The sequence below is a fragment of the Caminibacter profundus genome (assembly GCF_054657155.1).
Genome location: NZ_BAAHXC010000001.1, coordinates 1,265,680 through 1,289,308 on the forward strand (window position 1 = coordinate 1,265,680; position 23,629 = coordinate 1,289,308).

At 28.3% G+C, this 23,629-nt stretch carries 27 protein-coding genes; 9 read left to right on the forward strand and 18 right to left on the reverse strand.

Annotated features, from left to right (window positions below):
* Positions 1 to 132: 132 nt before the first annotated feature.
* Complete coding sequence (locus ACYQ1U_RS06870; protein ID WP_459885841.1) at positions 133 to 435, reverse strand: hypothetical protein; 303 nt, start codon at positions 433 to 435, stop codon at positions 133 to 135.
* 114 nt (positions 436 to 549) lie between these two features.
* Between ACYQ1U_RS06870 and ACYQ1U_RS06875 the strand changes: the two genes are divergently transcribed.
* Complete coding sequence (locus ACYQ1U_RS06875; protein ID WP_459885844.1) at positions 550 to 1,935, forward strand: Do family serine endopeptidase; 1,386 nt, start codon at positions 550 to 552, stop codon at positions 1,933 to 1,935.
* A 14-nt stretch (positions 1,936 to 1,949) separates the two neighbouring features.
* Here the strand turns inward: ACYQ1U_RS06875 and ACYQ1U_RS06880 are convergent, their stop codons facing one another.
* From ACYQ1U_RS06880 to ACYQ1U_RS06915, 8 genes are read right to left on the reverse strand one after another with little or no spacing between them, the layout of a single operon-like run.
* Positions 1,950 to 2,471, reverse strand: coding sequence for a hypothetical protein (locus tag ACYQ1U_RS06880; RefSeq protein ID WP_459885847.1), 522 nt, complete (start codon positions 2,469 to 2,471; stop codon positions 1,950 to 1,952).
* Positions 2,472 to 2,474: 3 nt separating this feature from the next.
* Positions 2,475 to 3,230 carry a rod shape-determining protein MreC gene (locus tag ACYQ1U_RS06885; protein ID WP_459885850.1) on the reverse strand — a complete coding sequence of 252 codons (756 nt, stop codon included), beginning with the start codon at positions 3,228 to 3,230 and terminating at the stop codon, positions 2,475 to 2,477.
* Entirely contained in the window at positions 3,223 to 4,248 is a 1,026-nt protein-coding gene (locus tag ACYQ1U_RS06890) for a rod shape-determining protein (RefSeq protein ID WP_459885853.1), read from the reverse strand. The genes ACYQ1U_RS06885 and ACYQ1U_RS06890 overlap by 8 nt, the downstream gene beginning before the upstream one ends.
* Complete coding sequence (gene clpX, locus ACYQ1U_RS06895; RefSeq protein WP_459885856.1) at positions 4,238 to 5,455, reverse strand: ATP-dependent Clp protease ATP-binding subunit ClpX; 1,218 nt, start codon at positions 5,453 to 5,455, stop codon at positions 4,238 to 4,240. The genes ACYQ1U_RS06890 and clpX overlap by 11 nt, the downstream gene beginning before the upstream one ends.
* A complete protein-coding gene (gene lpxA / locus ACYQ1U_RS06900; RefSeq protein WP_459885859.1) occupies positions 5,439 to 6,200 on the reverse strand; it encodes an acyl-ACP--UDP-N-acetylglucosamine O-acyltransferase in 762 nt (253 codons plus the stop codon). Before lpxA ends, clpX begins: the two co-directional genes overlap by 17 nt.
* A gap of 41 nt (positions 6,201 to 6,241) precedes the next feature.
* Positions 6,242 to 6,682 carry a 3-hydroxyacyl-ACP dehydratase FabZ gene (fabZ, locus tag ACYQ1U_RS06905; protein WP_459885861.1) on the reverse strand — a complete coding sequence of 147 codons (441 nt, stop codon included), beginning with the start codon at positions 6,680 to 6,682 and terminating at the stop codon, positions 6,242 to 6,244.
* A 15-nt stretch (positions 6,683 to 6,697) separates the two neighbouring features.
* Positions 6,698 to 7,783, reverse strand: coding sequence for an epoxyqueuosine reductase QueH (locus ACYQ1U_RS06910; RefSeq protein ID WP_459885863.1), 1,086 nt, complete (start codon positions 7,781 to 7,783; stop codon positions 6,698 to 6,700).
* A gap of 46 nt (positions 7,784 to 7,829) precedes the next feature.
* Positions 7,830 to 8,045, reverse strand: coding sequence for a hypothetical protein (locus ACYQ1U_RS06915; RefSeq protein WP_459885866.1), 216 nt, complete (start codon positions 8,043 to 8,045; stop codon positions 7,830 to 7,832).
* A 93-nt stretch (positions 8,046 to 8,138) separates the two neighbouring features.
* On the opposite strand from ACYQ1U_RS06915, the gene ACYQ1U_RS06920 reads away from it, so the two are divergent.
* Genes ACYQ1U_RS06920 through ACYQ1U_RS06930 form a run of 3 tightly spaced genes read left to right on the forward strand, consistent with a single transcriptional unit; the run spans position 8,139 to position 9,434 of the window.
* Entirely contained in the window at positions 8,139 to 8,633 is a 495-nt protein-coding gene (locus ACYQ1U_RS06920; RefSeq protein WP_459885869.1) for a class I SAM-dependent methyltransferase, read from the forward strand.
* The gene (gene coaE / locus ACYQ1U_RS06925) at positions 8,617 to 9,183 is read left to right on the forward strand and encodes a dephospho-CoA kinase (protein ID WP_459886419.1); all 567 of its coding nucleotides are present in this window, start codon (positions 8,617 to 8,619) and stop codon (positions 9,181 to 9,183) included. The genes ACYQ1U_RS06920 and coaE overlap by 17 nt, the downstream gene beginning before the upstream one ends.
* A 20-nt stretch (positions 9,184 to 9,203) precedes the next feature.
* The gene (locus ACYQ1U_RS06930) at positions 9,204 to 9,434 is read left to right on the forward strand and encodes a hypothetical protein (protein WP_459885872.1); all 231 of its coding nucleotides are present in this window, start codon (positions 9,204 to 9,206) and stop codon (positions 9,432 to 9,434) included.
* Between the two features lie 3 nt (positions 9,435 to 9,437).
* Here ACYQ1U_RS06930 and ACYQ1U_RS06935 read toward each other — a convergent pair whose 3' ends face one another.
* The 6 genes from ACYQ1U_RS06935 to dnaA form a co-directional block, all read right to left on the reverse strand.
* A complete protein-coding gene (locus ACYQ1U_RS06935) occupies positions 9,438 to 10,328 on the reverse strand; it encodes an RsmB/NOP family class I SAM-dependent RNA methyltransferase (protein ID WP_459885875.1) in 891 nt (296 codons plus the stop codon).
* The gene (locus ACYQ1U_RS06940) at positions 10,328 to 11,695 is read right to left on the reverse strand and encodes an FAD-dependent thymidylate synthase (protein ID WP_459885878.1); all 1,368 of its coding nucleotides are present in this window, start codon (positions 11,693 to 11,695) and stop codon (positions 10,328 to 10,330) included. Before ACYQ1U_RS06940 ends, ACYQ1U_RS06935 begins: the two co-directional genes overlap by 1 nt.
* Before the next feature lie 213 nt (positions 11,696 to 11,908).
* Complete coding sequence (queF, locus tag ACYQ1U_RS06945) at positions 11,909 to 12,310, reverse strand: preQ(1) synthase (protein WP_459886422.1); 402 nt, start codon at positions 12,308 to 12,310, stop codon at positions 11,909 to 11,911.
* 14 nt (positions 12,311 to 12,324) lie between these two features.
* Entirely contained in the window at positions 12,325 to 14,598 is a 2,274-nt protein-coding gene (gyrB, locus tag ACYQ1U_RS06950) for a DNA topoisomerase (ATP-hydrolyzing) subunit B (protein WP_459885881.1), read from the reverse strand.
* 34 nt (positions 14,599 to 14,632) lie between these two features.
* Positions 14,633 to 15,685, reverse strand: coding sequence for a DNA polymerase III subunit beta (dnaN, locus tag ACYQ1U_RS06955; protein WP_459885883.1), 1,053 nt, complete (start codon positions 15,683 to 15,685; stop codon positions 14,633 to 14,635).
* A gap of 125 nt (positions 15,686 to 15,810) precedes the next feature.
* On the reverse strand, positions 15,811 to 17,115 hold the full coding sequence (dnaA, locus tag ACYQ1U_RS06960; protein WP_459885886.1) for a chromosomal replication initiator protein DnaA: 1,305 nt from the start codon (positions 17,113 to 17,115) through the stop codon (positions 15,811 to 15,813).
* A gap of 152 nt (positions 17,116 to 17,267) precedes the next feature.
* Here dnaA and ruvC point away from each other — a divergent pair, with 152 nt between their 5' ends.
* The 3 genes from ruvC to ACYQ1U_RS06975 are packed head-to-tail and all read left to right on the forward strand — an operon-like array spanning position 17,268 to position 18,831.
* Positions 17,268 to 17,732 (forward strand): crossover junction endodeoxyribonuclease RuvC, encoded by a 465-nt coding sequence (ruvC, locus tag ACYQ1U_RS06965; RefSeq protein ID WP_459885889.1) that lies wholly within the window; start codon positions 17,268 to 17,270, stop codon positions 17,730 to 17,732.
* Complete coding sequence (locus ACYQ1U_RS06970; protein ID WP_459885892.1) at positions 17,726 to 18,310, forward strand: trimeric intracellular cation channel family protein; 585 nt, start codon at positions 17,726 to 17,728, stop codon at positions 18,308 to 18,310. Before ruvC ends, ACYQ1U_RS06970 begins: the two co-directional genes overlap by 7 nt.
* Before the next feature lie 35 nt (positions 18,311 to 18,345).
* A complete protein-coding gene (locus ACYQ1U_RS06975; RefSeq protein ID WP_459885895.1) occupies positions 18,346 to 18,831 on the forward strand; it encodes a host attachment protein in 486 nt (161 codons plus the stop codon).
* Between the two features lie 7 nt (positions 18,832 to 18,838).
* Here ACYQ1U_RS06975 and nusB read toward each other — a convergent pair whose 3' ends face one another.
* The 3 genes from nusB to kdsA form a co-directional block, all read right to left on the reverse strand.
* On the reverse strand, positions 18,839 to 19,255 hold the full coding sequence (gene nusB, locus ACYQ1U_RS06980; protein WP_459885898.1) for a transcription antitermination factor NusB: 417 nt from the start codon (positions 19,253 to 19,255) through the stop codon (positions 18,839 to 18,841).
* Positions 19,256 to 19,433: 178 nt separating this feature from the next.
* A complete protein-coding gene (gene ribH, locus ACYQ1U_RS06985) occupies positions 19,434 to 19,898 on the reverse strand; it encodes a 6,7-dimethyl-8-ribityllumazine synthase (protein ID WP_459885901.1) in 465 nt (154 codons plus the stop codon).
* Positions 19,895 to 20,713, reverse strand: a complete 819-nt coding sequence (gene kdsA / locus ACYQ1U_RS06990) for a 3-deoxy-8-phosphooctulonate synthase (protein ID WP_459886425.1) — start codon at positions 20,711 to 20,713, stop codon at positions 19,895 to 19,897. Before kdsA ends, ribH begins: the two co-directional genes overlap by 4 nt.
* A gap of 67 nt (positions 20,714 to 20,780) precedes the next feature.
* Between kdsA and ACYQ1U_RS06995 the strand changes: the two genes are divergently transcribed.
* Together ACYQ1U_RS06995 and dapF are read left to right on the forward strand one after the other, a co-directional pair.
* On the forward strand, positions 20,781 to 22,886 hold the full coding sequence (locus ACYQ1U_RS06995) for a bifunctional diguanylate cyclase/phosphodiesterase (RefSeq protein WP_459885904.1): 2,106 nt from the start codon (positions 20,781 to 20,783) through the stop codon (positions 22,884 to 22,886).
* Positions 22,876 to 23,625 (forward strand): diaminopimelate epimerase, encoded by a 750-nt coding sequence (gene dapF, locus ACYQ1U_RS07000; protein ID WP_459885908.1) that lies wholly within the window; start codon positions 22,876 to 22,878, stop codon positions 23,623 to 23,625. Before ACYQ1U_RS06995 ends, dapF begins: the two co-directional genes overlap by 11 nt.
* Positions 23,626 to 23,629 lie beyond the last annotated feature (4 nt).

Consider the following 23,629-nt stretch of genomic DNA (forward strand, 5'->3'; position numbering starts at 1 on the left):
TCTCTTTTATCAACTTTTTTTTCCCGTTATAATACCAATTGACAATGGAAAATGGACAATGGAAAATGGACAATGGAAAATGATGAAAAGTATTGAAATTAAGGAAATTTTAAACATTTATAAAGTAACTAACTAATTAAGAATTGGTATAAGTCTTGCTTCAATTACATCATTTTCAAAAATTTCTATATCCCAATCCTCTTTATAAGACTTTTGCTTTTTACACCACTCTTTTCCATTTGATATAAAAAATTCTCTTTCAATATCATCACCATTTAAATAAAGTTTTGCTACATATGCAGGTCCAAATTTTGGTATAAAACACTCATTTGTCTTTAAATGAACCCATTTAACTTTACGTCTTTTAATTAACTCAACCTTAGCTTTTTCTATAAAATCAATTAATTCTTCATCATTAAACTTCGAAAAATCCATTACCCCTCTTTTTATTGATATTTTATCATATATCAATTAAGCAAACTTTAAGATTTTTAATATTTTTTTAATTACCAAGATGTATACTTCATAAAATACTTTTAAGGAGAGGAAATGAAGAAAATTGTTTTATCAGGACTTTTAGCAGCTGCTTTGATGGCTGCAAATATTAACTTAAATGTTGATAATTCTAAACTAAAAAGGATAGCACCAAACCAAAATGGTTTAGCAATATCTTACGCACCAATTGTGCAAAAAGTTATTCCAAGTGTTGTAAATATATCTACTGAAAAAATAGTAGAAACAAGAATACCTGAAAGTTTCAAAAGATTTTTTGAAGACCCATTTTTTAAAAGATTTTTTGGACCATTTGGAAATATTCCAAACAAACCTCAAAAAAGAAAAGAATTTGCTCTTGGAAGTGGTGTAATTCTAAGCAAAGATGGATATATAGTAACAAATTATCATGTAGTAAGTGGTGCAACAAAAATTATTGTAAAAACTCATGATAATAAAAAATATACTGCAAAGCTTATTGGAAGTGACCCTAAAACTGATTTAGCAGTAATAAAAATTGATGCTAAAAACTTACAGCCTATAACAATAGCAGACTCTAGTAAAGTAAAAGTAGGAGATATAGTTTTAGCAATTGGTAATCCTTTTGGACTAGGTGAGACTGTAACTCAAGGTATAGTTAGTGCTAAAAATAGAACTTCTATAGGACTTAATGCATATGAAAACTTTATTCAAACAGATGCAGCAATAAATCCTGGAAATAGCGGTGGAGCTTTAGTAGATATGAAAGGAAGACTGATTGGTATAAATTCAGCTATTATTTCTAGAAGTGGCGGAAATAATGGTATCGGATTTGCAATCCCTAGTAATATGATGAAGTTTGTAGTAACTTCACTTGTAGAAAAAGGAAAAGTTGTTAGAGGTTATCTTGGTGTAATGATTAGCAATATTGACCCAAGCAAAGCAAAACTTTATGGAATTGATAAAGGGGTTCTTATTAACAAAGTAGAACCAAATTCTGCAGCAAGCATTGCCGGACTAAAGCCTGGAGATATTATTGTGGCAGTAGATGGAGAAGAAGTAAAAAATGCAGGTGAGCTTAGAAATAAAATTGCCTTTAAAGGAGCTGATGCTAAGGTTACACTTAAAATTTATAGAAATGGAAGCTTCCAAACAATTGTAGCAAAATTAAAAGCACTAAAAACTAAAAAAGAAAAAATAGAAAATATTGAGTTATTAAAAGGTGTAGAGTTATCTCAAGAAAAAAATTCTGTTATAATTTCAAATATTGACCCTAACTCATATGCTAGTATAGTAGGACTTGCTAAAGGTGATAAAATCTTAAGAGTTAAAACAATAAAAACTGGTAAGTGGGAAAAAGTTACATCAATAGATAAACTAAAAAAACTATTAAAAGGCCTACATAAAGGAGATGTATTAATTGAAGTAGAAAGAGAAGGGGAAGTAAGTATTATTCCTTTTTAATTTTCCCCCTACACCTATACTTCATCAAATCCATTTAAATCATCAAACCCCCCACCAAATATATCATCATTTGTATCATCTTCTTCATAACTTTCAAAATAATCTGTATTCATAACATCTTCATCAGTTAATTTACTATCAAGTTCTTCAAGTTTTGAATCAAGTTCTTCAAGCTTACTATCTATTTCATTAAAATTGTCTTCTAATTTTGAAATTTCATCTTCACTCATTCCTATATCTTTTCCAAACTCATTTGGAGTTACTGAGTTATTAAATAGCAAATTAAAAAGCCCCATCCCCGCAAAAGCTCCAGCTAAAGAACCTAAAAAACTACTTCCAAAGCCACCTGAACTTTGTGAAGTTGATTGCTTAGGCTCTGGTTGTGGTTGTGCTTTTAGGTCTTGGCTTGAGAATTTTTTTTCTTTCGCTTCTTCTAACTTAGCAACTCTTTTATCAATTTCATCAACTTTTTGAACCAGTTTTTCTAAAACCATTCCCATTTTTTTTAGGGTATTTTCTATTTTGTTTACATCCATTTCTCACTCCTTAAAAGTTTTTTTTATTGTAACGTTTTTTTCAACTACATAAAAGAAATCTGGTGTTAACTTATTATAGAAAAGTTTTACTTTTGCTTCTTGATAAAGTTTTTTCTGCTCTACTTTTATAACTTTACCAACTATCGCACCTTTATAAAAAATCCCGTCAAGTCCACTTGTCTTTACGATATCCCCTACTTTAATTGGTGCAAATTTTTGAATATACTTTATAGTATTTATACCTCCTTTAAAAATCCCTGGTACTTCTTTATCTCCAATAATAACTGTATAAGAAGTATTTTTATTGGTATTTAAAAGACCTAAAGAATAATTTCCTACATTTTTAACTAAAATTCCAGCAGCAAAATTATTATAAACAAGACCTCTTGGAGTAGAAATTATCTTATTATAATCTACATAAATTTTAGTAAAATCAGGTAATGCAGCATAAGAGATAGTTTGAGTAAACACTAAATTCGGTTTATCTATTTTTTTAAAAACCTTTAAATCTTTACATATTTGATTAACATACTCATATGTAGCTAGTTTGTTTTGCAAAAGTCTATTTTCAGTTTTAAGAGCCTTTATTTCTTCATCTTTTGTTTTAAAATATTTAATTTTTGCATAAATAGTATCTAAACTTAAAAAAAACTCTTTTTTTACTGTATTTGCAAAAGATATGATATTATCTTTAACAAAAGGAATTTGAAAAATAATAAAAACAAAAAAAGAAAAAACTAAAAGATATATTCTATTCATTAACACTTGCTAAAAGATCAATTTGCTCTAATGCTTTGCCTGTTCCTTTAGCTACTGCTAAAAGAGGATCTTCTGCTATATATACAGGAAGTGAAACTAAATCACTTAAATATTTATCAAGACCTCTTAGAAGTGCTCCTCCTCCTGTTAAAACTATCCCATTTTCTACAATATCTCCAGCCAAATCAGCTGGCGTTTCTTCTAAAACTATTTTTAAAGCCTCGCCTATCTCTTTTACAGGTTCTCTCAAAGCTTCTCTTACATCTTCACTAGTAACTGTAATAGTTTCAAGCAGACCTGAGATTCTATTTTTACCTTTTACAAGCATTTTAAGTTCTTTATCAAGTTTAATAGCGCTCCCTATTTCTATTTTTATCTCTTCAGCAGTTCTTTCACCAATTATAAGATTATATTTTTTATTTACATAATCAACTATTGCTTTATCAAATTTATCTCCTGCAACTCTTATAGATTTACTAACAACAAGTCCTCCAAGAGAAATTACACCAATTTCAGTAGTTCCCCCACCTATATCAATTACCATACTTCCTTGAGGATCTCTAACAGGAAGTCCCGCACCAATTGCCGCTGCCATTGGTTCTTCTATCAGATATACTTCTCTAGCTCCAGCACTCATAGCTGATTCTTTTACAGCTTTTCTTTCAACTTGAGTTAAACCATATGGTACACATATTACAATTCTTGGGCGAATTAAAGTTTTCCTATTATGAACTTTTCTTATAAAATATCTAATCATCTCTTCTGTTACACTAAAATCTGCAATAACGCCATTTTTCATAGGACGAATAGCAATAATATCTTTTGGAGTTTTTCCAATCATATCTTTTGCTTCTTTTCCTACTGCTAAGACCTTTTTTTTGTGCTTGCCTTCTCTTATAGCTACAACGCTTGGTTCGTTTATTACAATTCCTTTTCCTTTAACACTTACAAGTGTATTGGCAGTACCAAGGTCAATTGCCAAATCACTACTAAAAACTCCAAGAAGTTTACTTAGCATTTCCTTCCTTTTTAATCAAAATAGGCTTTTGTCTATTCTTTATAACATCTTTTGTAATAACTACCTTATATCCCTTGAATTCAGGCAAATCAAACATAATATCAACCATTGATTCTTCAAGTATTGCTCTAAGCCCTCTAGCCCCAGTTCCTCTTTTTATAGCCATCTCTGCAATTGCTTCAAGCGCTTCTTTTTCAAATTCAAGCTCTACATCATCAAGAGCAAAAAGTGCTTGATATTGCTTTATAATAGCATCTTTTGGCTCAGTTAATACTCTTATTAAATCATCTTTATCAAGTTCTCTTAAAGTAGCAATAACAGGAAGTCTTCCAATAAGTTCAGGAATTAATCCATATTTAACTAAATCCTCTGGTTCTACTAGAGAAAAAATATCATCTTTAGATAATTTTTCCTTTGCTTTTCCTAAAAATCCAACGGTACCTCCCTCAAGCCTTCTTTCTATAATCTCTTCAAGACCCTCAAAAGCTCCTCCACATATAAACAAAATATTTGTTGTATCAATTTGTATAAATTCTTGATGAGGATGTTTTCTACCTCCTCCAGGTGGTACATTTACAATTGAACCTTCAATAATTTTAAGAAGTGCTTGCTGAACTCCTTCACCTGAAACATCTCTTGTAATTGATGGATTTTCACTTTTTCTACTAATTTTATCAATCTCATCTATAAATATTATTCCTCTCTGGGCTCTTTTAATATCTCCATCCGCTGCTTGAATTAACTTAAGCAGTACATTTTCAACATCTTCCCCAACATATCCAGCTTCGGTTAGAGATGTCGCATCTGCAATAGCAAGTGGTACATCAAGAAGTTTTGCTAAAGTTCTTGCTATTAGTGTTTTACCACTACCAGTCGGCCCTATTATCAGTATATTTGATTTTTGGATTTCAACATCTAGACTTTCACCATAAAGAATTCTTTTATAATGATTATAAACAGCAACTGAAATAATTTTCTTAGCTTTTTCTTGTCCTATTACATATTCATCAAGATGAGCTTTAATCTCTTTTGGAGTTAAAAGCTTTATTTCACCTTTTACCTCTTTTTGTTGTTTAACAGCTCCCATAATAATATCAAACGCTTGAATCACACAATTTTTACAAATAAATGATTTATTATCTGGTGCTGCTAAAAGCGGATTGTCTTCTGTTTCTACACTTCCACAAAAACTACATTTTTCTATCATAAGGTATTCCCCTTTTCGAATTTAATATAAACTCTGCTAAATGTTTTACATATTGATTTTCACTATTTAAAAGTAAAGTTGCTACTTCTTTTATAGGTTTACCTCTTTCAAATAACTCTTTATAAGCGACTTTCAATTCATCTATAATTTTTCTATCATCAAGTCTTCTTCTAAGACCCGTTAGATTAAGTCCTCTAATTTTTGCTCTATTACCTTCAGCTAAACAGAAAGGCGGTATATCTTGAGCAACAGCACTTGCTCCCGCTATCATTGCATGAGCACCTATTTTTACAAATTGATGAATAGGAGTCATTCCACCAATTACCACATAGTCTTCAAGTACTACATGACCTGCTAGTGTTGCTGCATTTGCTAAAATACAATTATTCCCTATAATAACATCATGAGCAATATGTACATAACCCATTAGAAGATTATTATCTCCTATTTTTGTAACTCCACCACCACCTTCAGTTCCTGGATTGATTAATGAAAATTCACGAATCTTATTATTATTACCTATAATAAGCTGAGTTTTTTCGCCTTTATATTTTAAATCTTGAGGTTCACTACCTATAACAGCATGAGAGTAGATATGATTATTATCTCCTATTGTAGTATATCCAATAATAACTGCATAAGGCTCTATAATACAATTATCGCCAATTACTACATTTTCATCAATTATTACACCTTCACCAATTTTACAATTTTTTCCAATTTTACCTTTAATTATCGCTTTCATATTCTCTCTTTCTCGGAACTTGACTACTTGGAACTTGTAGCTTATTTATCCATTATCATAGCTTTAAGTTCAGCTTCTGCAACTAGCTCTCCATCTACATAAGCTTCACCTTTTAAATGCCAAATTTTTCCTCTATGTTTTATTGTTGATACTCTATATTCAAGTCTATCACCAGGAAGAACAGGCTTTCTAAATTTAGCTTTATCTATACTCATAAAATATACAACTTTTTCTTTAAGCTCTTCTTTATCCATTATAGTAAATGGTAAAATAGCTCCAGTCTGAGCCATACCTTCAATAATTAAAACTCCTGGATAAATAGGGTGTCCTGGAAAGTGGCCTTGAAATACACTATTTGTAATAGAAACATTCAAATATCCCTCAACATACTCCCCATCTCTAACGTCAGTAATTCTATCTACTAATAAAAATGGATACCTATGTGGCAACATTTCTTGGATTTGATTTATATCAAAAACCATTTTATCCCTTTTTTATTAAAATTTTATCAAAATTTCTCTGTTATCAGGATAAATCTTAGAATTTATAAAAATATCATAACTTGCATTTTCAAAATCATCTAAAACAATAATAGGGGAGAGTGAATATGGAGTATTTGTAATAAAATTTCTTAATTTTAATTCTTCTTCAATTGTTAGTGGATTTTTATAAAGCTCTATTACACTCTTATAAACTTTATTTAGAATTTCGTTAATTTTATTAATTTTTACAAAAATTATTTGACTTCTGTTTGCATATCCAATATCATCTTTTATAAATTCAATTTTAACTCTTTGCTTCCTATCAAGATAGGAATAAAACAGTACATAATTATTAATCACTTTCCACTTTTTTTCAACTTTACACTTTATAATTAAATTAAGTAGTCTATAATTTAAAAAATTCTCTTTTACAATTTTATATTTTATTCCTTTTTCTTCAAGTTTTATCCTGTTTTCATAAAAATTTAGCTTTTCTTCTATACTTGAAGGAAGAATTTGAAAAGGATATGGCGAAATTAGCTCATCAATAACTTCTTGGTGTCCTTTTTGTTGCCAAATACCATACAAACATCCACAGTAATCTTGTCTATACATTTGATTTTCTTTTGCATAAAGTTGTTGAGCTTGAGTCCCACCTTTTTTACGATAATCAACATTTATAAACTCAATTCCATATTTTTTTTTTAATGTTTTGCCAACTGCATTTAACTGTTCGTGGGATTTCATAGGAGACATAAGTAAGCTAGTAGTAATCTTTTTATCTCCTATTTTTTTAGCAAATTTTGCTGTCTCTTCTAATGAAAAATCAAAACAAATACTACATCTAACGCCTTTTTCTGGTTCATTTTCTTTCCCTCTAACAGCCTCAAGCCATCCTTCATAATTATAATCCCCCTCAATATACTCAACTCCTAATTTTTTACAAATTCTTTTAGTATCAAGGCTTCTTAGTTTAAATTCTGAATAAGGGTGAATATTAGGATCATAAAAATAGCCTATAATTTTTTCATCTGGAAAATCTTCCTTCAAACGTTTAAAAAAATACCCTGCATCAACACTACAGCATAAATGAACAACCATAAAATACCTTTTTTTGAAATTATAAATAAAAAAGAAGAAAAAGAGTCTAACTTTGAGGACAAGAAAGTTCTAAGTAAATTTTAAATGTATCACCCTCTTCATTTACAAAAAATCTGTGTTTTTTACAAAATTTTGTATTCATATAATTTACAAGCTTTAACGCCTCAAATTCAGCTTCTTCTTTATTTTCAAATGTTTTTGGAAATTCTAGATTACTTTTTTTTAAACAACCACATTGTTTTTCAACATCTACTTTATACATTTTTACTCCTTTAAGACTAATTTTATCCTAAATATATCAAAATTTTTTGAAAAATCAAATTTTTTTGATATATTAAACCAAAAAAGGATTATTATGAGTATTAAAAACGAAATGATGGCACTTGTAGGAGGATGTGTGAGTGAAGGAACTAAAATACTTGTTCCAGAAAACATAAAAAATGAATTCAAAAAAATCACTATTACAACATTTAATATCCATACAAATGATAATAGTGATAATTACGATTTAATAATAGAAGAAAAACCTAGCGATTTAATAAAAACATATGAAAAACTAAATGAAAATGGTATTTACATAACAACTCCAAATAGTTTAACTGACAAAGAACTCTTTAAAAATTTAAGCAAACTTTATTGGATTGTTATGCCTTTTTATTACATAGATGAAAACTTAAAAGCAAACCCACTAATTTTCGCTAGCAAAAAATTTCACCCAACAGCTGATATTATTAGACACAGAAGTGACTTTACGCAAAACACTAAATACTATACAACCGATGTACATATTGCAAGTTTTACTCTTCCAAAATATATTTTTGAAGAAATTAAAGATGTCATCAAACTTTAAAAACGCAATAGTACTAACAGGAGGAATAGGTACAGGTAAAAGTACCGTATCCTCTTTTTTGAAAATGTATGGATACAAAATAATTGATGCAGATAAAATAAGTAAAGAAGTTTACGAAGAGAAAAAAGACTTAATAAAAAAAAATTTTGGTACAACTGATAGAAAAGCTATCAGAAAAATAGTCTTTAAAGATAAAGAAAAACTAAAAATCTTAGAAGATTTAATTTTGCCAGAAGTTAGAAAAAGAATACTAAACCTCGCTGAAAAATATGAAAAAGATAACGTACCTTATTTTGTTGATTTACCTTTATACTTCGAAAAACAAAACTATCCTGAATTTCAAAAAGTTTTAGTAGTGTATGCTCCTAAAAATTTACAAATAAAAAGAGTGATGGATAGAGACAAATCAAGTGAAGATGAAGTAATAGCAATTTTAAACAATCAAATAGATATTGAAGAAAAGAAAAAAAGAGCCGATTTTATTATAGATAATTCAAAAGATTTAAAATATCTTCAAAAAGAAATTGAAAAGTTTATAAAAATGATATAATAAGAAAAAAGGAGGGGAAAATGAAAAAAACAAAACTACTAAAAACAATACCACTTGCAAATACAAAAGAAGGTGTTATTACAATTTCACATATTGATGAACCATATGGAGAAAATTCAAAACCTGTTGTTAGTATTGGAATTTCACTTGATGGAGAAAATACACCTGATTGGAAAGCACATATTCCTTATGAAAATATTGATGATGTAATTGAAGCACTAAAAGAAGCAAAAGAAAAGTTTTCTAAATAACCCTTATGGGTTTTTTTTAATTTTTGCAAAGAAAAAACCGCTATAAGCACTCTCAGGCAAAATTCTTATACATTTTTTAACTTCATCGCTATACTTTTTATCTTCCCATTTTGTAATTCCACTTTGAATATTATCTATCGGTAAGTCAACTTCAATTACTTTAGCTTCATCATATTTATTTAGCAATAAGTCTATTACCTCTTCATTCTCTTCAGGTGAAAAGGTACAAGTTGCATATATCATCTCACCACCTGGCTTTAAGCATTCAAAAGCCGAAATAATCAGCTCTTTTTGAAGTTTTGAAAATCTTTTAACTCTTTTTAAATTCCACCAAGTAATCTCACCATCAATATGAGCTTCACTACTACAAGGTGCATCTAAAAAAACTTTATCAAATATAGGACCAGTTGCTTTATAAACAAAACGTCCATCTTTATTATATGTTTGAATATTTTTTGCACCATGTTCTTTAAAGTTTCTTTTCATTCTAAAAAATCTTTTTTTATCAGGTTCAACTGCACTAACAATTCTTGCTTTTTCACTAAAAATTAAACTCTTCCCTCCAGGTGCTGCTGCAAGATCTAAAACCCAGTCATTTTCATTCACATCCAACATATTTGCAGCTATTATTGATGAAAGATTTTGGATATAAATTTTATTCTGGGTATAAGTAGAAGACTTAGTTATTTTTTTTCTATCTTCAATTGGTAATGTATATGCATACTTATTCCAATCAACTGATTTTGGAGAAAAACCTTCTTCTCTTAATGCTTCAACTGCCTCTAAATCGGCTTTATGCTTATTTATACGAAAAGAAAACTCTTTTTTTTCTTTCAACCCATCAAGGATTTTAGGATTTATTTTTTTAATTCTTTCAAAAAAAACATCTTGCATTAAATAACCCTTTCATACTCACTAAAATCAAGCTTCCAAACTTTAATACCACAAAATCTCTCTCCCTCAGGACAAATAGGTCTAATACCCTCTTCATACCTTATAGTACAAGGAGGTAAAAATTTATCTGCAACACTAACTTTAGCTTCTTTTAATTGTTTAACCTGTTCATAAACAATATCAAAAATTTCTTCTTGAGCATTGAAACATAGTCTCATTTGAGCTTTATGAGCAAATTCCTGAAAATCATTATGCTCTATAATTTCAATATTATGAGCGTTTAAAAGTGCATAAGCAGCTTCACTAAATCCTAAAATCTCTTTTTCTTTTTCAAAAAAATCATACGAATATTCAACCGCTTCTTTATATAAACTCAATAATTTTCCATTTTCCATTTTCCATTTTCCATTTATAACAGGTGGAATATAATAATCTCTTTTGTAAATATCTTCTAATCTAGCTCTAATAGCGGGTGAGCGGCGATGGCGTTGATTTTGAGCATCTGCTGAGAGGGATAATTTAATATAAGAATTAAAACTACCTAAAATACTTGTATCTAGATAAATATTAGAAGCTCTCAAAACTCCCGCATAATTTTCACTCATTTCAAAACCATAATCTACAATATCAAAAACCTTAACTTTTTCATTAGTGACATTATGTTTTTGTTTAATTTTTTCAATATCAATATTTGGAAATACTACATCTTCATTTTCTGCAAACTCAATTAACGGTGCCAAATCTTTATCTATTTTTAGCATTTCTCTTTTTAACTGAGTTACAAATTCACTCGCTTCATATTTAGCTTCTGGAATAACTTTTACAGCATTTATATATCTAAGAGCTGTAATTACATTGATAGTATGATAAAGATGAGCATTCATACCCATAGGAAGCAGATATCTTGCAAACTCCTGTGCTCTTTTTTTAGCTTCTTTTTTTTTGAATTTAGGCAAAATTTCTTGAGTTATAGGAGTAAGTTTTTCGATCAAATCTTCATAAAATTCAAACATTTTTTCATAATATTTTTGCCATTTTTTTTTGTCCGCTTCCTTTGGATAAGTAAAGTTATCTATTTTCATTTTTGCATATCTTTGAGAGACTTGTTCTGAATTATAAAAAGGATGAGAATGTAAAAGTCTCCAAATAAGAAGTCTACTAATACCCTCAATCAAAAAAGTAAAATGATAATGCATAAGAGTCGTATGATGCCCTGCTTTGAAAATAGAATTTAAAAGTTCGTTTTTTTTATCCCACTTACTTGCATCTTCAGGGGTTATTATATGTTTTCCAAAATAACAACTCCTAGCACTTCCTACTGCAATATCTGTTGGTTTATAATTAGTTTTTAATATTTCAACTTTCATTATTTCCCTTCAAATTCAAAATAAGTGTCTTTTTTAATAATTCATTTTTCTAAATTTTAACATTTTTATCAAATCCATCCAAGTATTTAAAGTATCATATAAAATTTATCATTATAGTGCTTTACATTAAATATGGCAACATTAGAAAATAATTATTGCAGCTATAGTTGGGTTTAGTAGAAAAAAACAAAAAAGATAAATTAAAATAAAAAATTAAGAATATTTTTGAATTTTTTCACTATCTATCTCAATAACAGTATGTACATTTCCTCTTGGATTAAAGTCCATTACAATTTTCATATATTTTGGCTTAAGTTTATTATACAATGTATCAAAAATTTCATTTGCACTATCTTCATGAGATATATAGCGATTCATAAATGAATTAATATAAATTTTTAAAGCTTTTAGTTCAACTACCCACTCATCTGGTATATATTCAAGATATACAGTAGCAAAATCAGGGTATCCAGAACGAGGACACTTACACATAAATTCAGGTAAAGTAATTTTAATTAAATAATTTTTTTTATTTTTATTAGGCCAAATTTCAAGTTTTTGAACATCAAACTCTACTATTTCTTTTTCGCCATATTTTAATTTTACACTTTCCATTTTTTCATTCTCCATTATATATCAATATTTTCAACTTCTTTCGCATTTGCTTGAATGTATTCACGTCTTGGACCCACTTCACTTCCCATAAATAACTCAAATTTTTCAGCAGCCCTCTTAGCATCTTCAAGGGTAACTTGTACAAGTACCCTATTTTCTGGGTCCATTGTTGTATCCCATAACTGTTCTGGGTTCATTTCACCTAGACCTTTGTACCTTTGAATATGAGCACCTTGTCTAGCTTTTCTAATAACCTCATCCAAGAGCTCTAAATAATCACCTTTTACTAAATCTTTGTATTCTTTTAATTTTTCATATACTTTTTTTGCTTCAACAAATAAAGGATGATTTAAAAGTTTATCATCAATAGTAATTTCCTCAAGTCCTCTATTTGTTTGAATATAGTAGTGATTATCATGTTTTGAAATAATGCTAAATCCAAATTTACTTAAATATTCTTCAAGCCCGTCCAAATTCCCATTTTCAATCATATATCTTATAACCTCTGGAATATTAAACCTTTTTGTAAGTCTTTCTAGTAATAATTTATAAAGTGCAGCATTTTTAAGAAGTTCTTTAAGTTCAGGCTTTGGAACTTCAATCTCTATAAAATTAATACCTTGTTCTATTAAAAATTCATTTAACTCTTTATCATCTTTTAAATATTTTTCTACTTTTCCTTTTTTGTATCTATATAACGGTGGTTGGGCAATATATAAATAACCTCTCTCAATTAGTTCTCTTAAATGATTAAAGAAAAATGTCATAATAAGAGTTTGAATATGACTTCCATCCACATCTGCATCAGTCATAATTATAATTTTTTTGTATCTTGTTTTTTCTATATCAAAATCTTTACCAATTCCGGTACCAATAGCAGTAATTATATTTTTAATTTCTTCTGAGCTGAGAGCCTTAGCATCTGTAGATTTTTGAGTATTTAGTATTTTTCCTCTAAGAGGCAAAATTGCTTGAAAATATCTATCTCTACCTTGTTTTGCACTACCACCTGCACTATCACCCTCTACTAAATAAAGTTCTGCTTCATCAGGATTTTTTGTTTGACAATCAGCAAGTTTTCCTGGTAGTGTACCTACTCCGACCTTACTTTGTTTTCTTGTTAAGTCTCTAGCTTTTTTTGCTGCAATCCTACTTCTAGCAGCAGCAATTGCTTTTTCAGCTATTAATTTCGCAGTATTTGGATTTTCTTCAAAAAATCTTGTTAAAAATTCGTAAGTAACTTTTTGAGTAATAGGTTTTACATAACTACTACCAAGTTTACCTTTAGTTTGTCCCTCAAATTGAGGTTCACTCATTTTAATACTTACAATTGCATTAAGGCCTTCTTTTACATCATCTCCGGTTACTTTAATATTTTCTTTTAGCTTCATGTTTTTATTAATATAATTAATGATAGCTTTAGATAGTCCTGCTTTGAATCCACTTTCATGTGTTCCACCATCAGGAGTTCTAATGTTATTAACAAAACTTAATGTTTTTTCATCATACCCGCTATCGTAACATAAAGCCACTTCAACATCCAATGCTTTTTCTTCATCTGAAAAATGTTCGTTGTAATAAATTACATCAGTTATATGTTCTTTATTTGTTAAAGTTTTGACAAAATCTTTAATTCCACCTTCAAAATGATAAGTTTCTTTAATATTATCGATTTCATTTTCAAAGTGAATTGTAATGTTTGGATTTAGGTATGCTAATTCTTTTAATCTTTTTCTTAAGATATCGCTTTTAAATTCTGTAGTTTCAAAAATTTCTTCATCTGGAACAAATTCAATAGTAGTCCCGGTTTTATTTGTATTTCCTATTACTTCTAAATCATTTATAGGTTTACCTCTTGTAAATTCCTGTTGCCAAATTTTTCCGTCTCTTTTGATAGTCATAGTAAGTTTTTTAGATAAAGCATTTACAACTGATACACCAACTCCGTGTAGTCCTCCTGAAACTTTGTAAGTTTTATTGTCAAATTTTCCACCTGCATGTAAAACTGTTAAAACTACAGTAGCTGCTGGTATTTTTTCTTCTGGATGTATATCTACTGGTATTCCTCTTCCGTTGTCTGAAATAGTAACACTTCCGTCTTTATTTACTTTTACTTTTATAACGTTTGCATACCCAGCCATTGCTTCATCAATTGAATTGTCTACTACTTCATAAATTAGATGATGAAGACCTTTTACACCGGTATCTCCGATGTACATTCCAGGTCTTTTTCTAACAGCTTCAAGTCCTTTTAAAACTTTAATATTTTCTGCACCATATTTTGTCATTAAGTTCCTTTAAAGCTACTTTTTACTAATTATATCAAATATTAAGAGGCATTACTATTGTGATAAATTCTTTATCTTTTAGCATAAAAGGAATATTAGGCTCATTTAAGCATAAATCGAATTCATCTGAATTTATTATGTTTAGAAAATCCATAATATATTTGCTATTTACTGCAAATTTAAATTCTTCGATTTCATTTTTATATTCAAAACTAGTTTTTGCTTGCATTGTTTCATCACTTATGCTTTCAAATTCTATTTTTTCACTTGTAATAGTTATTTTTACTTCATTTGATATAATACTTACTTGTCTCAAATGTGATAGAAATTCATTTTTAGGAATTTTTAGTTCATATTTAAAACTTTGAGGTATAATTTTTTGATAAGCTGGGAATTTACCGTTTATTAGTTTTGTAAAAAATAGGGTATTTTCATCTTTAAGTATTAAATATACTTCGTCGTAGAAAATTTGCATATCATCTTTGAAAATTCTTTTTATTTCACTTATTGCTCTTTTTGGAACAATTATTTGGATTTCTTTTCCTTTAGCATTGCTTTTATAAACAGCTAGTCTTCTTGTATCAGTGGATACAAAATTTGTTTTTTCATTTATATCAAATAAAGCTCCATTTAGTTCATATTTTGGATTGTTTGTATCAATTACTGGGAAAACTTTTTTTATTGCATCAAAGAATTCTTCATTTTTTATTTCTAATTTTTCTAAGTCATTTGGATTTGGAAATTCTGGAAATTCACTTGCATTAAAACTTGTGAGTTTGTAGATTGAAGTTTCTTGAGTTATGATAATGGTGTCATTTTCATTTTTTATTTCTAATTCTTTATTTTGTAATGCTTTTATAATATCAAAAAGTCTTTTTCCATTAATTGTTATTTTTCCTTTCTCTATTATGTTTGCATCTACTACTATTTTTATACCTATTTCTTTATCTGTAGCTTTTATTGTTAGTTTTTCGTCAGCATCTATTAATATATGAGATGTGATTTGAGTATTGTCTTTTTTTTCTGTAAAAGGCAAAGCTTGGTTTATAATACTTTCAAGTACTGGTTTTTGAATTTTGATATACATTTTATTCTCCTTTATTTAAATTCTTATAGTGGTAGTAGTAGATTGGTGTGAATAGTTGAATTTTATTTAAAAGTCCCGAAAAGTTCACATATTTTATGTGAATGTGAATAACTTTTTTATTCACACTATTCACCTTTTCTTAGTTGAATTTTACTTTTTAGTTCTTCAATTTTTATTCTAAAATCATTATCTTCTTTTAATTTTTTATTAAAACTTTTTATAGCATGACTTACTGCGCTATGATCTTTTAAACCGAAATATTTTGCAATTGCTGGAGTAGATTCTTTAGTGAATTCTCTAGCAAGAAAAATAGCTGTTCTTCTGGCTGCAACAATATTTTGATTTCTGCTTTTTGAAGTTATTTCGCTTGGTTTTATATTAAATTCTTTTGCAATTAATTCAATAATATTTTCTAAAGTAATGTTTTCTTTTTTATCTTTTATATGTTCTTTTAATGCTTGTTTTGCAAAATCAAGTGTTATATCGGTTATTCCTAGAAGTTTTGCCATAGCATTTAATTTAACTATCATACCTTCAATTTCTCTTATATTGTCATCGAGCTTAGTTGCAATAAACTCAATTACATCATCAGGCAAATAAATTCCGTTTAATTCGCACTTTTTTTTGATAATTTCTATTTTTGTTTCAAGTTCTGGTGGTTGAATATCAGCAATTAATCCTGCTTCAAAACGACTTCTTAGTCTGTCCACTAAGTCTTGTAATTTTTTAGGGGGTCTATCAGCTGTTAGGCATATCTGTTTTTTTTGATTATAAAGTTCATTAAATGTATGAAAGAATTCTTCTTGCGTTTGTTCTTTTCCTGAGAAAAACTGTACATCATCTATTAATAAACAGTCACAATTTCGGTATTTTTCGTGAAACCTATCCATTGTTTGATTTCTAACATTTTCTCTAAATTCATTCATAAATTGTTCACTAGTTACATAAATTACTTTTAGTTTATTTTTTAAATAGTTTCCTATCGCTTGAATTAAATGTGTTTTTCCAAGTCCAACACCTCCATAAATAAATAAAGGGTTGTAACTTTTTCCAGGGTTTTCAGCAACACTTTTTGCAGCGCTATAGGCAAATTGGTTTGATGGTCCTACAATAAAACTCTCAAAAGTGTATTCTGGAATAAGGACTGATGGAGAGGAAGTTAAAATTTCTTCTGTAGTGTATTTTTTAGGTTTTATATCTTTTGTAGTGATTTCAATAACAGCTTCAATTCCAGTTTCATTTTTATAAAGTTCTATAATTTTTTTAGCATATTTTCTTTTTACATAATTTGCAATAAATATATTTGGAGCTTTTATAACAAGACGTGCACTATCACTATTTTCTTCATCGAATTCCAAATTTTTTATAAATTTATTATAATTCACTTGATTTTCACGTTTCAATTCTTGTTTAATTTTATCAAATAGCAAAAATTAGCTCCTTTGCGAATAAAATTTTTTTCACATAGTGAAGTATTTGTGAAAAATAATGTGAATTATATTTTAACATATTGAAAATTAAATGTCTATTTTAGTTATTCACATTGTGAATAATATGTGAATAAATCTTGAAAGAAGTGTGAATGAGAATACTTGGAATTGACCCAGGAACTATTAGATGTGGATATGCAATTATTGAGACTAAACCAAAACTTCATTTAATAGATGCCGGATTTATAAAAATTAAAGAAAAAGATCTTCAATATCAATTAACTGAACTTATTGAAGGATTTGATATTATTTTAGAGCAAAAAATAGATGATGTTGCAATTGAGGATATTTTTTATGCATATAATCCAAAAACAGTTTTAAAACTTGCTCAATTTCGTGGAGCTTTAACTCTTAGAATTTTACAAGTTCATGGTAATTTTTCAGAGTATACACCTCTTCAAGTAAAAAGAGCAGTTACGGGAAATGGAAAAGCGAGTAAAGATCAAGTTGCATTTATGGTAAAAAGAATACTGGGAATAAAAGGGGAAATAAAACCTCTTGATATTACTGATGCAATTGCAGTTGCCTTAACTCATGCACAGAGGGTAAAATGTTAGAAATAACAGATATTATCGGAATAATTGCTTTTGCAATAAGTGGATTTATTGTAGGTGTTAGGAGTAATCTAGATTTATTAGGGATTACTATTAGTGCATTTTTAACAGCTCTTGGAGGAGGAATAATAAGAGATATTATTGCGAATAAAGAAATTTTTGCATTTACAAATGCTTTACCTGGTATTATAGTTTTATGTGTTATAGTTATAGGTATTTGGTTCAAAATTCACAAATATGATTTTGAGAAAAATAATATTTTTATACTAAGTGATTCAGTAGGGCTTGCTTCTTTTTCAATTTCCGGGGCAATTGTAGGAATCGAATCTGAATTTAACATATTTGGAGTTATATTTACTTCAGTTATAACTGCAGTTGGTGGAGGAATGCTTAGAGATATTTTAATTAATAGGGTTCCTTTTGTATTAAAAGAAGATTTTTATGGAAGTATTTCCATATTAGTTGGTATATTTCTTTTTGTTTTTGGAGTTAGTTTTTTAAATATTACTTTTATATTGTTATTTTCAACTATAATTAGAATAATTGCATATAAAAAGGGTTGGAGATTACCAAAAATTTAATATAATGTTATTGTAATAATAAAAAAGGATTGAAAATGAGAGTAGGTGATTTAGTAATAGTAGCTTCTTTTGGAGAAATTAAAGCATACAAAGCAGCTCCAAGAACATTAGAAGCTGAAGCAGGTCTTAAGCCAAATGAAGTTAAATTAGACTTTTTAACAGCAATTGATATTATTGAAGCTCATCAAAAAGTTAATGAACTTGTAAGTGATAATGCTGGACAATTTAAAGGTGGTAGTATTTTTAGAGGAGATTTTACAAGAGGAAGTATTGGTGAGAGGTATAATCTTGAAAATGAGATAATAAAAGAGGTTATTAAAGCTGTTGCAGAAGATATTGATATGTTAATTGAACAAAATCCTTCTTCAAGAGTGTTTTTATCACTTCCAAAACCTATTTCAAATGAGGTATTAGAGAAAATAAAAAATAAAGATAAAATTTTTAGATTAGTAGAAAAAGACTTAGTAAAAACTGATAAAAATAAACTTATTGAAGAGTTTAAAGCAGAATTACTAAAATAGGGAAGGGTTACTTTTTTGCATCTTCCCTAATTTCTTTTGCAATTCTATCAAGAATTCCATTAATAAAGCTTTTTGCTTTATCTTCTGAGAAGTTTTTGGCAATCTTTACTGCTTCATCTATTACTATTTGAAAAGGAGTATCTGTATATTTAAGTTCATATACTCCAAGTCTAAGTATTTGTTTGTCAACTTTGTCAAGTCTATCAAAGCTCCAATCTATTAAATGGTCTTTTATCATTTCATCAATTTCATTTAAATTTTCTAATACTCCATTTAGTAACTTTTTTGCAAACTCAGCTTTACTTCCTTTTATCTTTTTTTCTTTTAAAAGTTCGTCAAATTGGCTTGTTGCATCATTATTTCCTTGATCTATTGCATAAAGTGTTTGTATTACTGATTCTCTAGCATGTGTTATGGTTGCCATTACTTCCTCCAAATTTTTATTACAAATATATTTAAAAAATTAAGTTTATTTATCAATTTGTTACTATAGATTATCCCATATTTTTCTCTTTACTTCCCAAAATAACAATATGGGATAAGGAATATAGGGATAAGTTTAAGTTTATTTACTAAATTAGTATTATATCTTAATTATTTTATTAAAGTTCTTTATAAAGATTTATCATTTCAATAAGTCCTATCATTGCTTCAAAACCTTTATTTCCAGCTTTAGTTCCTGCTCTTTCAATTGCTTGTTCGATTGTGTCTGTTGTAAGTAATCCAAAAGTAACAGGTGTATCAAAATTTAATGTTGTATTTGCTATTCCTTTTGTAGCTTCAGCTGCTACATAATCAAAATGCGGAGTTGCACCTCTAATTACTGCACCAAGACATACAATACCATCGTAAAAGTCTTTTTTTAATGCTCTTTTTAGAGCAAATGGAATTTCAAATGCACCTGGGACTAATATTAATTCAAGATTTTCTTCTTTTCCACCATTTCTTAAAAAAGCATCTTTTGCACCTTCTATTAATCTATCTGTTATTAAATGATTAAATCTACTAGCAATTATTGCTACTTTTTCACTTCCATTAAGTTGTAGTTTACCTTCAATTACTCTCATTTATTCTCCTTTACACAACTATTTATACAATCTATATCTTTTAAAACATTTTCTAATGTTTTTGGTGTTATCATATTTGGTCCATCACTTAAAGCCTCATCTGGATTATAGTGTGTTTCAAAGAAAAATCCATCAATTCCAACAGCTGCTGCTGCACGGCTTAGAATTGGTACATATTCTCTTTTCCCACTACTTTTTCCACCTGCTCCTCCTGGCATTTGTACAGCATGAGTTGCATCAAAAACAACAGGTGCATATTCTCTCATAATATATAAACTTCTCATATCAACTACTAAGTTTCCATATCCAAAAGTAGTACCTCTTTCAGTAAGCCATACTTTATATTTTTTTGAATTTTTGTATGTTGCTTCTTTGCAGCCCCTAGTTTCTAGTACTTTTAATACAGAGTATTTCATATCAGCTGGGTTCATAAACTGACCTTTTTTAATATTTACTATTTTATCGGTTTTGGCTGCTTCTACCAATAAATCTGTTTGGCGACAAAGAAAAGCTGGAATTTGTAATACGTCCACTACTTCTGCTACTTTTTCTACTTGCCAAGTTTCATGTACGTCTGTTAAAATCTTATATCCAAATTTTTCTTTAATTTTAGCTAAAATTTCAAGTCCTTTATCAATTCCAGGACCTCTGAATGAATTAAGTGAAGTTCTATTTGCTTTGTCGAAACTAGCTTTAAAGTAGAACTCATACTTTTCAGAATATGGTTTTAGATATTCAGCAATTTTTAATATTTGTTCATAGCTTTCAATTACGCAAGGACCAGCTATTAAAATCATATTTTTTACCTTTTTTATGTGATTATATCATATTAAGAAGATTAAAGAAATTCCGATACTTTAACACCTAAAATAAGGAGAAGGATTGAGTATTAAAGATATATATAAAAACTTTTCTCAAGTTGTTTATGATAAATTTTCTAAGCGTTTACCAATTTTAATATTTCTTACACCAATTATCGGAATTATTTTGACTATTTTTATAATAATAGCTGTAACTTATATAACTTTTCAAGAAAACTATAAAAATAAAAAAGATGTAATTACCCAAGAATTTATGAAGAATTTAAAAAAAACAACAAAACAAAGAGTAGAACTGGCTTACAATATTATTGATGCTATTTATAAGAGTAATTCAGGAAAACCCAATCAAAAAGAGCTTACTATAAAACTTATGCAACAAATTTTAGATAAAATGAGATGGGGGAAGAAAGGGTATATATTTGTTCTTGATTTTCATGGAAATACTCTTTATCATCCAGATAAAAAACTTATGAGAATTAATAGATGGAATCTTGAAAGAAATGGGGTAAAAATTGTACAACTTTTAACTAAAGAAGCTCTATTACACCCTGAGGGTACATATGTAAAATACTTAGCTTATAATCCATTAGGGAAAAAACCTATTAATAAGATTTCTTATGTAAAAGTCTTTAAGCCTCTTAATATTTTTATAGGTAATGGAGTCTATTTAGATACTCTTGATGAAAGACTTATTAAGAAGCAAAAGGAACATAAAAGGTTATTTAAAGAATTGTCTAATAAGTTATTAGATAGTGCTTTTTTAGTTATGGTTTTAATGTTGGCAGTTATGGCTTTAATAGCTTATTTGGTTAAAAAAATTTTTGAACAGTATGAAAAAGAACTTAAAAAGGAAAAAGAAAGGTTGTATTTTAAAGCAACACGAGATAGTTTAACAGATCTTTATAATAAAGAAGCTTTTATAAATGGTTTGGAGTATTTTATAGATTTAGCAAAAAGAAATAATAAAAGTGTGGCACTTATGTTTATAGACTTAGATAGATTTAAGGAAATAAATGATACATTAGGACATGATCATGGTGACAAAATTTTAAAGGAAGTTGCAAATAGACTTAAAAATTGTGTAAGACAATCTGATATAGTTGCAAGGTTTGGTGGAGATGAGTTTGTTATTCAATTAAATGATGTAAAAAATAAAAATTATGTGATTACTATTGCTCAAAGAGTCTTAAACTCTATAAAAAAACCTATACAAATAGGTAATCATATTCATCATCTAACTACAAGTATAGGAATAAGTATAGCACCAACTGATACTTCTAATGTAGAAGAATTATTAAAAAATGCAGATACTGCAATGTATAGAGCTAAGCAAAATGGAAAAGATAGGTTTGAATTTTTTACAAAAGAGATGAGTGAAATTGCTGAGGAGAGAATGTATTTAAGAAATGTATTGCATAAACTTATAGAAAATAATGAGTTTTTAGTTTATTTTCAACCTCAAATTGATAAGAATGAAAAACTTTATGGAAGTGAAGTGTTAGTTAGAGGTAAAGAACCATATACTGGAGAAATTATTCTTCCTGGAAAGTTTATTTCAATAGCAATAGAAACTGGAATTATTGATAAAATAGATTTACAAGTGATAGAAAAAGCAATTATTCAATACAAAAATTGGGAAGAAAGAGGTTATAATCCGGGAGTTATTTCTTGTAATGTTACTATGTTTCAAATTGAAAAAACTGATTTTGCAACTCATTTGAAAAGACTTTTGGAAAAATATAATTTTAACCCTGACAATTTAAATATAGAAATAACTGAAGAGAGTATTATGAAAGATCCAGAAGTTTCTATAAATATGTTAAAACAAATTCGTCAAATTGGTATAAATATAAATATTGATGATTTTGGGACTGGTTATTCATCTTTAAGCTACTTAAAAAAACTGCCAGTTTCAAAACTTAAAATTGATAGAAGCTTTATTAAAGATATACCAAATAACAAAGATGATGAAGTTATTACTAAAATTATTATAAATTTGGCAAAAAGTTTGAATCTAAAAGTAGTTGCTGAAGGAGTTGAGACAAAAATTCAAAAAGATTTTGTGTTTGAAAATGGTTGTGATTATATTCAAGGTTATTACTATTCACCTCCTCTTCCAGCAGATGAATTTGAAAAAAAATTTTTAAAGGATAAAAATGACAGTTAGTAAATATTCTGCAAGTGGAAATGATTTTGTAATTTTTCACGCATTTTTAAAAAAAGATAGAAGTGAGTTAGCTAGAAACCTTTGTGATAGACAAAATGGAGTAGGGGCAGATGGACTTATAGTGATTTTACCTCATAGTGAATATGATTTTGAATGGCAATTTTATAATTCTGATGGAAGTATTGCTGAGATGTGTGGAAATGGTAGTAGGGCAGCAGCGCATTATGCTTTTGTCAATGAATTAGCTCCTAAAAAAATGAAATTTTTAACACTTGCTGGTGTTATTAATGCAGAAGTTAATGGAGATTTAGTTGAATCAGAACTAACTCCTTATAAATTTTTAGGAGAATATAAAGATCTTGGTAAGAATTTTAAAATATATGATACAGGTGTACCTCATATTGTAATTTTAGAGGATATTAGTAAATTTGATAAAAATTTGGCAAGAGAATTAAGGCTAAAATATAACGCCAATGTAAATTGGGCTGAGGTAAGGGATAATAAGCTTTATGTTAGAACATATGAAAGAGGTGTTGAAGATGAGACTTTGGCTTGTGGGACTGGAATGTGCGCAAGTTTTTTAGTTGCTCGTGACAATAATCTGATTGAAGATAATGTAAAAGTTTATCCAAAGAGCAAAGAAGAGCTAGAAATTACATTAAAAGATAATAGACTTTATTTTAAAGGAAAGGTAAAAGAAGTTTTTAAAGCTTATGTAAAAGTATGTAACAATTTGTAACAAA